Genomic DNA, 14322 nt, shown 5'->3' on the forward strand with positions numbered 1-14322 from the left:
AAATCTGGCACTTTTTTAATACCTTAAAAGGCCAAAACTTTCATATCCCAATGGTTTAAAATTTAATCAGCAAACCCTAATTATTCATACTAAATCCGGTTGAGAAAGGAGATTTACTGTGAAGGTAAGGCAGAAGAGAGAAGGATTAAAAATAAATTGGGAAAATCACCTTCTAATAACCGGATTTAGTATTATATAGCAATCTTAAATAAGTTGTGGCAAATCAAACAGTAAATCAAATATTTCTTCCTATTACCTATTGCCCATTCCCTCCATACCTCTTTTCTGGAGAAATCTAATTCAAAGATTCTAAAAAAGTCTTGACTCCACCATCTCGACTCAAAACTAATCTGATTTTAACAGTTTTTCCACCCTCAATATTAGACACAAAAGCTTTTTCCTCTAAAGGCATATTTGTATCACCATAAAACTCAACTGATGCTCGATTAATCGGTGTCACCTTATTAACCGTACCATCACCATTTAATAACAAAGTATATTGCAAATCCTCAGCTAAATCCGACGGTGGTTCCCAATTTTCCTCAAAATATTCTCTCACTTCTGCAACTTGAGGAATTTTATCAAGTAAAGTATATTTAGATTTCTTTTCTTCATTACTAGGTTCAACAGTAGTTGAGGTCTCACGGACAGCAACCTGGTCTACATCTTTCAATGGTGGTAAATCAATTGCTTTAGGAATATTGATCGGAATACTACCCACATCAAAATAGGGTTTGACCTCTGTCTGATTCAGGTTTGGTTTAATATCCTGTAACGAAGTTTGATTTAGAGTAGGTTGAGTTTGCAGACTTGGAGGTGTTTGTACAGCAACTCTAGGTTGTACTGGCGCTCCATAGTTAGGCACTGCTGCTGGAGGAAGCGGTGGTGGTGTCAATTGTGGAATTGGAGGAAGCGGTGGTGGTGTCAATTGTGGAATTGGAGGTATTGGTGGTGGTGTCACTGGTGCGAATGAAGGTATTGGTGCTGGTGTCACTGGTGCGAATGAAGGTATTGGTGCTGGTCTCACTGGTGCGAATGAAGGTATTGGTGGTGGTGTCACTGGTGCGAAGGAAGGAATAGGTGCTGGTTTCACTGGTGCTAAGGAAGGAATAGGTGGTGGTGTCACTGGTGCGAAGGAAGGAATAGATGGTGGTGTCACTGGTGCGAAGGAAGGAATAGGTGCTGGTCTCACTGGTGCTAAGGAAGGAATAGCTGCTGGTCTCACTGGTGCTGCTGGAGGAACTTGTGGTAGTGTTTGTGAAGGTGCTGAGGGAACAACAAATGTAGTCGTACTACCCTGGTTTTGGGTACTCGTAGTTCCCTGGTTTTCGATAGTGGAAGAAAAATCAGGTGCTGGTAAATTATTAGGAGGTGGTGCTGTAGGAGTTGGTTTGGGAAACAAAGGAGATGGTGTGGGAACAGGAGAAGGTTTAACTATTGTTGTTGTTGGTAAATTTGTTGGTGGAGTCGGTAATGAGGATGGAGATATTGTTGGAGTAGCTAATGGAATAGGGGTTGGAGATGTCTGACTAGGAATTTCTTGATTATTATTGTTGGTCGCATCTGAGTTGGTCGCATCTGATGTAGCAATATTTTCTTCTTGTTTTTGCTGACTTATTGCATAACGGTTGTAGAGTTTAATTGCACCCACAGTCAAACCAGCAGTAATTAGAATGAGTATGGCAGTATGCAGCCATTCAGGAATAGATTTAACTTCATTATCAGATTGAAATTGGGGTAATGTCTGTAAATCAGTTTGAGATTCATCGAGAGCGATCGCTAAATCATATAACTGTAGCATACTCAAGGAAATAAATGTTCCTGATTCTTTGTTTCCTAGAGGCCCCAAAAATAAATCATGGGTTAATAAATCTCGTGGTTGCACATAAATATTTTGATTATCTATGGGGGGTTGGGAATCATAGTTGACAATTTTAGGATCAGAAGTTTTGATAGTATTTTCCTGAATTTTTGTCTCAGAATCTGGTGATGGTATATTGCTATCTTTTTCTAATCTCGTGTTTTCCATGTCCAAGGGTAAATTTGGAGAGTCATTTAAAAATTCTTGGACATAGGTAGTCACAACTTTGTGTAGAGTATCCAGTTCATAGCGATCTCCCTTAACTGTAATATGCTCTCCTTCTGATACCCTGGGATCGTCAAAACTTAGGGTAAAGCGTTGTTGTCTTTGTATACCAAACCATGTTAACAACGCTAAACCTCTAGCTGTGACTTTTAATGTACAAGTTGGGGGAGTGTAAGTTCGTGAAAACATTTTAATTAAATATCAATTTAACATCATACCATCTACACTTCTTAGCTATCACTATCTAGGGTTTGCTTATGGAAAGTCTTTTTGTTGAAGTAGGGAGTAGGTAGGGAAGTTCCATGCAACGTCCGTACAGAGTCAAAAAGAATAGGGAGTTATAGAGCAGGTACTCATAAAAATTATCCCTTGATTTTTCTGCCCAAATTTTACCCATAATACTAACTTTTTAAGGCTTTTTAGACAAAAATCTGGTAATTTTGATTTTATATTGCTATAGATTAATTCTAATTAACTAATGATAGGATTAATAGTGTTTTTTTTTATAAAGATTCAAGACTTGACAAAAGACGATTGCATCCTTGAGGAGCGCTATAAAATAACAAATCAACTAATAGTTTTTGAGCTAATTTTTCTGAGTTATCTAATGTTGTATTTTCACAATTATAATAATAATTTTGATATGCTTTTTTAAAGTTACAAATATATTCTCTCAATAAAGTAACAGATTCAGGTTTACTACTTTGAGTCCCTATTTGTTCCATTAATGCTACTGCACGACGAATTAATGCTTGATGTTGTTTCGCTAAGTGACAGATAACTAATATCAAACTTTGAGCTGTTTCTACCTTTAAAGGTTGATTTTGGAATACTAACTGTGTTTTTCCCTGGTGTTCTGTGATTACTAGAGCAAGTTCATCAACAATTTGGGGAGGTAAATTAAATTTACTGGCCAGTTGAACTATGGACTCAGAATTAATACCTATTAAAACCTTGAGAGATAATAGTGTCATGTCCAATTTTGTTCTAATTTTGTTTAATGGAATTGTTTGGGCCAATGGAGGCTGAATAGAATCTTGTCTCTGAGGAAGTACGAAAAGTTTGGCATCACTGGGAGTTGCAGATACTACCATATTTTATACCTCTGAAAATTAAAAACTAAGCATGTCCATTGTAGTCTTAGTCAAGTAAATTGTGTCTAGTGTGGGAAAAAATTTTGTGGTTATTAGTCAAATGTAGGCCCTTGTAGAACGAAGTGAAACCCAACAAAACTTTACCGAAGAATTAATAATTAAATAATTCGCGCCTTGAAGCCTCTCCTTTAAAAGGGACAAAGCGGTCGTTTTTGCGCTTTGCTTTATATGTCGCGCAGCGAAATGGCGCTTGAGCCGACATGAAACGCTGCGGGATATGAAAAGCGGAGCTTACCGTAGGGTGAGATGGATGGGTTCCCTAGCCATATCTAATCTCCCCTTGAGAAATAAATTTTTTCCTTTTATTCAATCCTCTTCCTTTTAGGGAGAAGTAATTATCAATTATCTATGATTGAACAGACTGATTTTTTTCTTACCTACAACATGAGAAACTTCAACAGTTAATGAACAAGTTTCACGAAAGTCAGAATAATCAACAATTATTATCTAGGGAAGAACAGCAATAATTAGAAAAATTAGCAGCAACAGAATTAGTCGCAGCAACGGAAAGAACTAGAGAGATATTGGCAAATTTGAAAAATCAGAAAATATAAATTTTAATGAATCCTAGCTATCTATTTGTTGCTAAAAGAGCTAGACATCAGTGTGAATATTTTTATGCGCCAGAGGTGATTTTTAATTTAGCTTTTGAAGTTGAGCATATTATTCCTATTGCTTGGGAAAGAAATATTAAATGAGGTGCAAAACTTAGCATTAGCTTGTCGAATTTGTAATTTGAGAAAGTCAAATTTTATTCATGGAATTGATGAAGTTACTCAAGAACAAGTTCGCTACCATTTGTTTCGACTGTCAGTTTTATGTAATCAACCATTGTATCGTCTTGGATATGAAAATCTAAAAATCCCTCTTCATTCATTATGAATAAAAGGTTGGAGTTATTACGAGTTGTTATACCAATTCCTAAAAGTAGTGCTAGACTGGGATCATACTTCAGTTATTAACTAATCACCACAAACAGAATCACTTCTTTACTAATTTTAGTTAAGTTAATGTTAATTATTCTAAGGAAATGGTGCATAATGGGGCTACTTTGATACTTTTTTTCCTATTATCTAACTTGCTCTCGTAACTCCTGACTCCTGACTCGTGTCTCCTAACCGTCACTTTTGCAAAGATACACTTAGGGGTTCTATAGAGTTAAAAAACTATTCCGCATGAGGTTTTAAGCACTATATCTAGGGTAACAGGGTAAGTCCTGAGAATTATATCAGGAGCGAAAAATGCAGCATCAAAAAGATTTGGTAAAACTAGCAGCGTCCCTGCTGACTTCAGTTTTGCATGGGTAAAATTTTAGCGTTCAACCCATTATTCTGCAAAGTTCTTAATAGTTGATTAGCTTTATAACCACTCCGAAAAGCTCCTGCTTGCATTACAGATTTACCATTAATATTAGTTGAAAAAGCATCTGGAACCAGCGATCGCAACCTAGACTCCTGATCAATATTACTGACATTGACAATTACCCTATAACGTAAACCTAAAGCTGCTGTAGGATTTTGAGAACTAGAATTTGAAGATAATCTAGACAAAGAACTAGGACTTTGATTTCTAGCAATAACTGGTGGCACATAACCTCCACTACCAAGGGGAATATTTGCCGTCGGAACAGGTAATAAATCAAGAGAAGCAACAGGTGCGTTACTCTCATTACTTGGGGTATTTCTTGGAGGTAAATTTCGTAATCTTTCTGGTGTTTCAGTTTTTGGTCTATTCTGATAATCAGGATTAATTCGTATTATTCTTTGTGAATTTCTGCGACGGCTTGTGGTATTATTAGAGTCTATTCTCGCTCCTCTCTGGTTTTGTGGAGGTGGAACAGGGATAGTAATCACTTCTGAGTTAGAATTTCCCCTCGCTCCTCTCTGGTTTTGTGGAGGTGGAACAGGGATAGTAATCACTTTTGAGGTTGAATTTTCTGGTCTTGGTTGGGAAATAACACCACTAGATTTGCTCCGCTCCTCTGATTTTTCTATTGTTTTTGCCTGACTTACATTTGAGGAAGAAGGAGCAACTCTCGGAGAAAGAGCAACTTTTCCATTCATGTCGATACTGCCATAATTACGATCACCCCCTAAAGAATTTCCATAAGCAGGAATAGTTTTACCTTCAACTTCGGAATAAATATCATACTTAAAATTATGACGGATAGTATTACGCCCAGGTTCTTGAGAATTACCTAAATCCGGTAGTGATTGAGCGATCGCCTTGACTCCATTTTGTCTATTATTTTCTATATAATTACCGCGTAAAGTTGGCTTTGCATTTCCTTGAACGATAATCCCATTTTGATTTTCAATGAGACGATTTCCAATAATTTGGGGAGCAGAATCATCAGAAATATTAATTCCTACGCCAGTATTTTGAAAGAAATTATTTCTAATTTCTGGCTGAGAATTATCATAAATTGTTATCCCACTTCTGACATTATCATAAAAACTATTTTCTTGAATAATTGCCGTACTATTACCCACCACAGAAATTCCATTAAGACGATTACCAGTGAAAGTATTTTTACTAATAAAAGAGCCATGAGATTCTATCAATAAACCATAACCTTGAGAATTAGGATTTGTGACAGTTACACCACTTAAAGTTGAGTCATTACCAGCAAAAATTGTAATATTTTGGCGATTTCTAGTCGGACTCTTAAAATTACCACCACCTTCAATTACAACATTTTTCCCACTATTAAAATAGTTACCTTTAATAGCAATTTTTGGCTGTAAAATCAAAGGAAAAACTTCACCTGTTTGTCTACTATAAGTTCCAGGAGCTAGTAAAATTGTGGTATTAGGTCGAGCAATTTTCAGAGCATAAGTAATAGTTTGTAAAGGAGCAGTTTTAGTGCCATCTCCAAAATCTTTACCAATAGATGAACTAACATAAAGCACATTCGTTTGAGAATTAGTTTGAGTTTCTGGAGATTGGGCAACTTTTTGTACTAATGGTACTGCCAAACTTGTAGAGGTAAATAACCCCAGTAAAGCTGTAGCTAAAAGAGGTGATAAATAGTTAATTTTACGCACTAAATTTGTTTGATTATTTTCTTGCCAAAAAAGGATAAATATTAGATTCACGGCTTTCGTCCTAGGACACTGTGACAGACTATTTAGAGTTTGCTGAAAAATTCTGATGGTTGAAGTAGGGAGTAGGTAGTAATTAAGAATCAGGAGGAACAGGGAGTTATAGAATAAGTCTTTATTATAGCCCCTTTATTTTTCTCTTTCATATTACCCCAAAATCCTAACTTTTTGATTTTTCGGGAACTGTGCTTTTTTTCACAGAAAAGCTGATACTTTTTCCATATCTAAAAAAGGCTAATATCATGTCCGAATAATCAATGATAAAAAACTTTTCCCTTTGAACCAATATTCCCTTCTACTTCCCCCCCTTTTTATGCCCTATGCTTTATAAACATCTTTCTTATAAAACTTGGGTATTATTGACAACTTATGGGTTAGTCTTGGTTCGGCTTTTTCTGGGATTACAGGACTTACCCAAAGGTACTATATGTAGAGTTAAAAAACTATGGCGCCATAGTTTTAAGCGCTATATCTAGGGTCGCTGCGTAAGCTCTGATTATTTAAGTATTTTTACTTAGCTAGCATGATTGTTTCTCCCTTCTCCCCTGCTAAGAGCTCCCCCTTCCCCTCCTGGGAGGGGCTAGGGCTGAGTCCCACAAGGGTTTCAGGAGTTATGGGTAAGGGATATCCCTCCTGGGAGGGGCTAGGGCTGAGTCCCACAAGTTTTTCAGAAGTTATGGGTAAGGGATAGCTTTCACTTGTGGGGTAGGGGGGATTGTCTCTGTGTTCCTCTGAAGTGTAACTATTTAACCGATACTTTTTCTGTCAATACTTTTAGATTTAATCAGCAAGCCCTCTTCAATTATTATATATAGTTTGATAATAGGGGGTAGGGGTTTAAACCAAAGGGGGTAATAGTTCTACTCCATAAGCAGTAATTTTGTAAGCATTTCCTACAGAATGCTACGCAAACAGCCATCAGCTATTAGCTATCAGCTAGGAATATCTTTCTTGCGTTGAAAGACAATAACCGGAATTTTGAAAGAGTAAATAAATATATTTTCTATCGGCTCCATCTCCCCACCTAATTTTATTCCGATATATAGAATTCGGTTATATAGAACCCCTAACTGTATCTTTAGTTTTTTTTGCCAAAGAAGTTAAGTCAGGAGTCAACCCACCCCTAACCCTGACCGTGGAGGGGAAATAAGGAAAAAGCTAGAATTAGAGCCTTATATTCACCATCTCCCCATCTCCCCATCTAATTTTAGAGACCCATTTAGGGGTTCTATACAGCAAATTTCCGGCATTAAGATGTACAGGGTAAATGGTGAAAACATTGCAGTGCGGTCCGGAAAGCCTGCGCAGGTGTACCTCATAAAAATGGAAAGCGCTGTAGTATGTGTTGATAATTCTATAATTATGAGGACTTAGGTGGCAGCCATAGATATAGTGCTTAAAACTCTGGCGCCATAGTTTTTTAACTCTATATATAGTACCTCCCATGTAAGTCCTGATTATTTTAATCTACCCTATCTCCCCTACTCCCCTACTCCCCTACTCCCCCACTCCCCTACTCTCTCACTCCTTAATAGGTGTACCACACTAAGATAAAATCCCCTGTAAATGTTAAGAAGTGTCATAAAACAATTTATATTAGTAACAAAATTTGTCTTGGTTTGCCTCCCAAATATCTGAGTGACCAAGATTATAGTTATGGTTGATAAACACAAACTTAGGATTAAAACTTATAGGATAATTTTTATGGGCGATCAATATAATGGGGATAAAAATGTGCAACCTGCCGTTCGGCGAATTTTAGATGCCAATTTAGATAGGGCGCGGGAAGGACTGAGAATTATTGAAGAATGGTGTCGCTTTGGCCTTAATAGTGTTAATTTGGCCAATGAATGTAAACTATTACGTCAAGAAATTGGGAGCTGGCATGGCACAGAATTAAGAATGTCCCGCAATACTCCTGGAGACCCTGGTACGGAATTAACTCATCCACAAGAGGAACACCGTTCAGATGTGCAACAACTACTACAAGTTAATTTCTGTCGTTTAGAAGAAGCGCTCAGAGTTCTAGAAGAATATGGAAAAATTTATAATTCTCAGATGGCTTCTGCTTGTAAACAAATACGTTATCGAGTTTATACTATCGAAAGTGGGATTCTTGCCTATCAGAGAAATCAACAACTCCAAAACTCTTACTTATATCTTGTCACCTCACCCCAAGAAAAATTAACTGATATAGTAGAAGCTGCTCTTCAGGGAGGATTAACTCTTGTCCAATATCGGAATAAAACCGCAAATGATGTAAGAAAGTTAACAGAAGCTCAGGAACTTTGTCAAATGTGCCGTCGCTATGGCGCTCTATTTATTATTAATGACCGAGTAGACTTAGCGATCGCTGTTGATGCAGATGGAGTTCATCTGGGACAAGAGGATATACCTGTTAATTTGGCTAGACAACTCCTTGGTCCCCAGAAACTGATTGGTCGTTCGACCACAAATCCAGAAGAAATGAAGCGAGCAATCGAGGAAAAAGCCGATTATATTGGAGTCGGACCAGTATATGAAACTCCGACTAAAGCAGGTAAAGCAGCAGCAGGTTTAGAATATATTAGTTATGCTGTGAAAAATTGTCCGATTCCTTGGTTTGCTATTGGTGGAATTGATATGCAAAACTGTGATGAAGTTCTATCTGGTGGTGCCGAGCGTGTCTCCGTAGTTAGGGCGATTATGGAGGCAGAGCAACCAACTTTGGTAACTCAATATTTTCTGTCTCAATTAAATCGTTATCAAACTCTACGCTCTCATAATATATTACCGGAAAAAATCTAGGTTACATAGGAATGTCAAATAAAATAACACTTAAGGTTAATGGAGAAACTCGCACCTGTTTACCCCAGACTCTTCTACCAAATTTTCTGGAAGAGTTGGGGTTAAACCCGCGTTTGGTAGCTGTGGAATATAACGGTGAGATTCTCCATAGACAATTTTGGGATGAAACTGAAATGCAATCGGGAGATAAATTGGAAATAGTTACTATTGTAGGAGGAGGTGTATAGGATTTGCGTCAGGAGCCAGAATCCAGAATCCAGAAGTCAGTAGGAATGGGAATTATAGAAGAGTCATTTCAGTTATCAGTTATCAGTAGAGAGTGAACCTCCGACTAAAGTCGGAGGTTTGAAATACTTACTTAAAAGCGGTGTTACTGAATTAAGAGATGAATATAGCAGACTCCAAGCATAAGAAGTACAGATTTAACTATTAAATCCCACTACCATGTTTTCACCATTCACCCTGTACCTCATTTGTCTGAAATTTGCTGTATCAATTACAGGACTTACGCAGCAACCCTAGATATGGTTCTTAAAACTATTGCACAATAGTTTTTTTACTATATATATATATATATTACCTTTGCGTAAGTCCTGAATTATTAATTATTAATTTAGGACTTACCCATGGACGCTATCTGTAGTAAGGTGCGTTTTGCGTTCCGCAAAGCTCCGCTTTATATGTCGGCTCAAGCGCCGAAACGCTACGCGACATTAAAAGCGTATCTCGTAACTGAGCAAGACTCTATATATAGCACCTAGTACCTTTGCGTAAGTCCTGAATTTTAATTATTAATTATTAATTATTAATTATTAATTATCAATTATCTCCTAAACCTTTCCTTTGCTGACTCAAATGCCTCCCGCATAACTCCCTGAATTTTATCAGGATCTGGCTTTTTTCCTCCCATCAAATCTCCAAAATAAACACAAGCACTTTCACCCAACGCCCAAGTATAGGTAGCTGCCCAAGAAGCAGCGATCGCGCTCCCAAACCCAGGCACAAATTTAATCAACTCTCTTCCCACGGCTTGAGCAACAAAACCCCCACCGATAGCACTAACAATTCCACCTGCTTGAGAAGGCGAAATTGTTTGCCCATAGAAATTTCCCAATAAACCCACCATCGACACTTGCAACGCTGTCAATACTGGCATTGTGGCAAAAGGCAAAGGTACTGCTGCCACGGTAGCTGCCATAATAGTAAACGATAAAATGTAACGCCTCCCCACATCTCGGTAAATATTCCCTAGTTGTTTGCTTGCTTCCTCATCCAATAATTGATGAATAGTTCGCGCTTCTGCTTCTGGCAACAATTCTGCTAAACTATCTCGAAAAGCTTCTAAACCATAAAATACTGGGTTATAGCCATCCTCTTCCAGAGTAAAGTCAAGCAAAACAGAACTATTATACAAGTCACGAAAATCTTCCTGAATAGCAGCAAAAGAGCGATTAACTTCCTCATATTCTGGAGGATATTCAGGATGATCGTCCGTAGAGTTAGGATAAACTTCGTGGAGACAAGTTACTGCTAATAAACAAGGAATATTAGGATATTCTTGTTGCAACTGTTGGGAAATTTGTCGTAAAGTATCCGTGGCAAAATCATTAATTTTGACTGTCAAAATCAAAATTCTAGCACGGTTGCTTTCCTGTTGCAACTCTCCCAAAAGTTCCTCAATAATAACCGGAGTTTCCTGTTTCACATCTCCCAACCCCACAGTATCGGTAAAAATTAACAACGGCAAATCCTCAGAAGGATAAGCATAACGTTCCGTGTGTTTAGTGTGGGGGCGAAAACCTTGGCCGATTATTTCTGGAGAAACCCCTGTTAAACCACGAACTATGGAACTTTTACCAGTTTGGGGTTTACCGATTAAAATAGCTTCAGTCGTAGGAAGTTCAGCGCGTACTTTTGCCAATATTTCAGCAACTTGAGCTTCATCGACGCTAAACCATTTCGTTACTGTTTGTGCTGCCCGATCTACAGGGAAAAGTTTGGTGAGACGGTTGCTGGTATCATAGAAAATTCCACCGATCCGATGTTGCCAAGAATCTTTTTTTGACTCTGTTTTGACATCTTCAGTCGGGCGATCGGACTTTTCGGAATTAAGTTTTGGGGAGTTAGTATCGGGTTGTTCAGTCATTGCAGTTCAGTTATTAATTCAGTAGTAAAATCAATTATTATCCATAAATTATAAATTTTTTCCCTGCTAGGAGGGGTTAGGGGTGGGTTTCCTATTCCATTTTTCCTATTTCATCTTTCCTAGAGATGTCTAAAGATCGAGGCAATAAACCTGGTTTATTCTCATTATTTAGTCTTTTGCCAATCTTCCAATGCTGCAATAACAAAACTACTTGCAGGATGATTTAGGAATTGTTCAAAGGCAGCAACTCCACCTGCTTTTATAGCATTGAATATTCTTTCTGCTTTAGTTGGATTATTATCTATTTGTGTAATTACTTCTTCAGCAATTTTCACTTTGCCTGGCATTGTATCTGACGGGTAAGTTTCATCAAGTTGCTCTAATAATTCTTGAATATCTTTTGCTGCTTGTGCTAAATTTTGTTCTTGAGATTCGTAAATTGTACCAGCAATTTTTGAGTCTTTAATTTCTCCTTTATTACTACCCACACCATAACTTCCTCCTTTGTTGGCAACTGCTCCATCAATTTGATGAGCATGAATGTGGTCTCCACTACTTTCTGACATAATTAAATTTCCTTTATTACTATTATTTTCTATATTAACACTAGGGCGATGAACTGCTGCACTTAACACACCTTTATACCATTCAATATCTTTTTCTTTCTCTGCCAATACTGCTAGAAGTTGTTCTTCTGAAAGTGCTTTTAAGTTGTTGTAAGTATCGAAATATTCTTTATCTAATACTGAATGGTTAGCTTCAGGTTTAGTATCAGCTCTAATCAATAATTTGTCGTTATTTTCCCCGCGAACTTCCATAGAACGCATTTTTATTTCTGCTTCTGGATGGTCTTTTTGTAGTTTCTCAAATGAATATGCAGCTATTCGGGGGTCTACTCCTTGATTATGATAAAGGTCTAAGATATTTACTAAAGGTTTGATAAATTCTGTAAACTCTCCTTCTTCAAAATTTTTATCTTCATCGGCAGGTTTTCGACGCACGCGCTCATCCAAACTTTCTTCTGGTGGAAGTTTGAGAAAGTCTGGTCGTTTATCTGGAGGCAGACGCATATAAACATAATCGCATTTGATACCATCTAGTTTAGTTGTGGTTGTTATCCCCCAGTCTTCAAGAAAAGCTCCGGTTAAGGTTGCTCCTGTGAGGTTAGCTTGGTCTAAAAATGTTCCTACTAATTTTGCACGAGAGAGGTTTGCATCTTGAAGGTTAGCTGAGTTGAGGTTCGCTTCTATGAAACTGGCGTTAGTTAGGTTTGCTCCCTCGATATCTATTCCTTGGAGGTCAAAGCGATCTAAATTGATGTTTTCACCTTGACCTGTTTTTACTAACTCTCTGACTTTGGCATCTTTTAGATAAGTTTTTCCAGGTCGTATGTAGTCTAGTTTTATAGTGTTTTTCCAACAAGTACGGATTATCTCAGTTCCTGTAAAATCTGTACCTTTGAGAGTAGCATTAGTAAAGTCAGCATCAGTTAAATTGGCATCTCTGAAAGATGTTCCACCTACAGCAGCAAAAGTAAGAGCTGCATTACGCAGAAAAACGTATCTTTCATCTCCTTTAATTGCTTGATAAGCAACATAAGCACTTAAAAGTGTTTGGAATAAGGTTATAACTCCAGCCATGGCTCCCAGGAAGGCGAAACTTATGACCAATACGAAGACAAATGCAACCGCTCCTGCTAAGGCTAATATCAAAGCTAATATAAAGCCGTACATTCCAGAGACAGTTTCGGTGAAGGCAAAAGCTCCGGAAAAGACAAAAGCGACACCGACTGCTGCGGCTAATGAACTGAGGAAAGCGGGAATTCCGGCGCTGGCTATCTTCCAGAGGAATATTCCGGCCAATAGCACAGCCCCAGCGAATGTGGCAGCAACTGGTTCACTTGATTTTTCTATCCCTTCACAAATAAACGTTATCCAAAATATAATAATTACAACTAAGGATACCCAAGCAGCAATTGGCTGCTCGACACTATTTTGAAAATTAAGTAATATAAAAGCTGAAACTAATACATTCAAAAAAACTGATACACTAAATAAAACAAAAACACCAACAAGCAAAACTACTATCTGGGATTTCTGTAACCCTGCCTTAGCTCCACAAAACTTAGCTCCCGTTAGCTTTGCCCCACTAAAATTAGTACCCCGAAGATCGGCAAAACTGAAATCTGCACCAGACAAATTTTCCTCCTGAAAAGACAGACCTCTAAGATTAGCTCCTTGGAAATTTAGCTCACCTTGTGAGTATAGTTGCAATATTTCACGTTGACGCCGATTCATATTTTTTATTTATTAAAAAGGATGTACTAAAGGAAAATTGGAAAGACGATTGCTGAGTTTCAAAACTCCTAAAAATTATGTAGGCTGGTTTGTTTGCGTTAGCATTGCGCAGCATGGAACGTAGCTTGCTTCTCCGTAGGAGTAACCCAACAACCATATCCCAGGTGTTGGGTTTCACTGCGTTCTACCCAACCTAAATTTTCAGCAAATTGATAACTCCCATTTATCTTCTACGGGCGAATACCATTCGCCCCTACCTCATAAACTCAACCCTAAATATTAATACTTTGGGGAATATTCTCTGGAAGCAGAAACTCATAAGGCATCAAACGATCCGAACTTTGATTCCTTTTATTAATAATAGTCGCTGCCACACTCAAATTTTCTTGGAATTTTGTCAACGCTGCTTGTAATTTCTTATTTTCTGGGAAATCAGAACTACGATACTTCCCTAATTTCGTATAGTGAACTGAACACAATAAATAAAGTGTATGAATCTGACTTTGAGCTTGATTTAAAGAAGGTAAACCATCCATAAAACTTTCTCGATCTTCAATATTAGTCGGTGGCATCAGATAATGAGCCAAAGGAAATGCGGGAACATACATCATATAAGTTTTTTGGGCAAAATTAACTGCTGCGTGTTGCGCACTGCCAGTAAAAATAATCGTCGATACCGCTTTCAATAATATCCCACAATTTAGTAGGCGGTGCGTTAAATTTCATTAACGCACTCTACTCAACTGTC

At 37.7% G+C, this 14322-nt stretch carries 10 protein-coding genes; 4 read left to right on the forward strand and 6 right to left on the reverse strand.

Annotated features, from left to right (window positions below; all coding sequences use genetic code 11):
* Positions 1 to 295: 295 nt before the first annotated feature.
* Together VKJ25_RS16085 and VKJ25_RS16090 are read right to left on the reverse strand one after the other, a co-directional pair.
* Positions 296 to 2275 carry a DUF4335 domain-containing protein gene (locus tag VKJ25_RS16085; RefSeq protein WP_324237650.1) on the reverse strand — a complete coding sequence of 660 codons (1980 nt, stop codon included), beginning with the start codon at positions 2273 to 2275 and terminating at the stop codon, positions 296 to 298.
* A gap of 314 nt (positions 2276 to 2589) precedes the next feature.
* Positions 2590 to 3180, reverse strand: a complete 591-nt coding sequence (locus tag VKJ25_RS16090) for a DUF3038 domain-containing protein (RefSeq protein WP_324237651.1) — start codon at positions 3178 to 3180, stop codon at positions 2590 to 2592.
* A gap of 620 nt (positions 3181 to 3800) precedes the next feature.
* Between VKJ25_RS16090 and VKJ25_RS16095 the strand changes: the two genes are divergently transcribed.
* Positions 3801 to 3938, forward strand: a complete 138-nt coding sequence (locus VKJ25_RS16095; RefSeq protein WP_324237652.1) for a hypothetical protein — start codon at positions 3801 to 3803, stop codon at positions 3936 to 3938.
* A 1-nt stretch (position 3939) separates the two neighbouring features.
* Complete coding sequence (locus VKJ25_RS16100; protein WP_324237653.1) at positions 3940 to 4122, forward strand: hypothetical protein; 183 nt, start codon at positions 3940 to 3942, stop codon at positions 4120 to 4122.
* Positions 4123 to 4529: 407 nt separating this feature from the next.
* On the opposite strand, the gene VKJ25_RS16105 is transcribed toward VKJ25_RS16100, so the two are convergent.
* A complete protein-coding gene (locus VKJ25_RS16105; protein WP_324237654.1) occupies positions 4530 to 6338 on the reverse strand; it encodes a DUF1565 domain-containing protein in 1809 nt (602 codons plus the stop codon).
* A gap of 1710 nt (positions 6339 to 8048) precedes the next feature.
* On the opposite strand from VKJ25_RS16105, the gene VKJ25_RS16110 reads away from it, so the two are divergent.
* Positions 8049 to 9131, forward strand: a complete 1083-nt coding sequence (locus tag VKJ25_RS16110) for a thiamine phosphate synthase (RefSeq protein WP_324237655.1) — start codon at positions 8049 to 8051, stop codon at positions 9129 to 9131.
* Between the two features lie 11 nt (positions 9132 to 9142).
* Complete coding sequence (gene thiS / locus VKJ25_RS16115) at positions 9143 to 9358, forward strand: sulfur carrier protein ThiS (RefSeq protein WP_324237656.1); 216 nt, start codon at positions 9143 to 9145, stop codon at positions 9356 to 9358.
* Between the two features lie 596 nt (positions 9359 to 9954).
* Here thiS and VKJ25_RS16120 read toward each other — a convergent pair.
* The 3 genes from VKJ25_RS16120 to VKJ25_RS16130 form a co-directional block, all read right to left on the reverse strand.
* On the reverse strand, positions 9955 to 11277 hold the full coding sequence (locus tag VKJ25_RS16120; RefSeq protein ID WP_324237657.1) for a YcjF family protein: 1323 nt from the start codon (positions 11275 to 11277) through the stop codon (positions 9955 to 9957).
* A 164-nt stretch (positions 11278 to 11441) separates the two neighbouring features.
* Positions 11442 to 13574 carry a pentapeptide repeat-containing protein gene (locus tag VKJ25_RS16125; RefSeq protein ID WP_324237658.1) on the reverse strand — a complete coding sequence of 711 codons (2133 nt, stop codon included), beginning with the start codon at positions 13572 to 13574 and terminating at the stop codon, positions 11442 to 11444.
* A 272-nt stretch (positions 13575 to 13846) separates the two neighbouring features.
* Entirely contained in the window at positions 13847 to 14260 is a 414-nt protein-coding gene (locus VKJ25_RS16130) for a lipoxygenase family protein (RefSeq protein WP_324237659.1), read from the reverse strand.
* Between the last annotated feature and the right edge of the window lie 62 nt (positions 14261 to 14322).

The organism is Okeania sp., from assembly GCF_035285525.1.
In the GTDB taxonomy this organism is placed as follows: Bacteria; Cyanobacteriota; Cyanobacteriia; order Cyanobacteriales; family Microcoleaceae; genus Trichodesmium.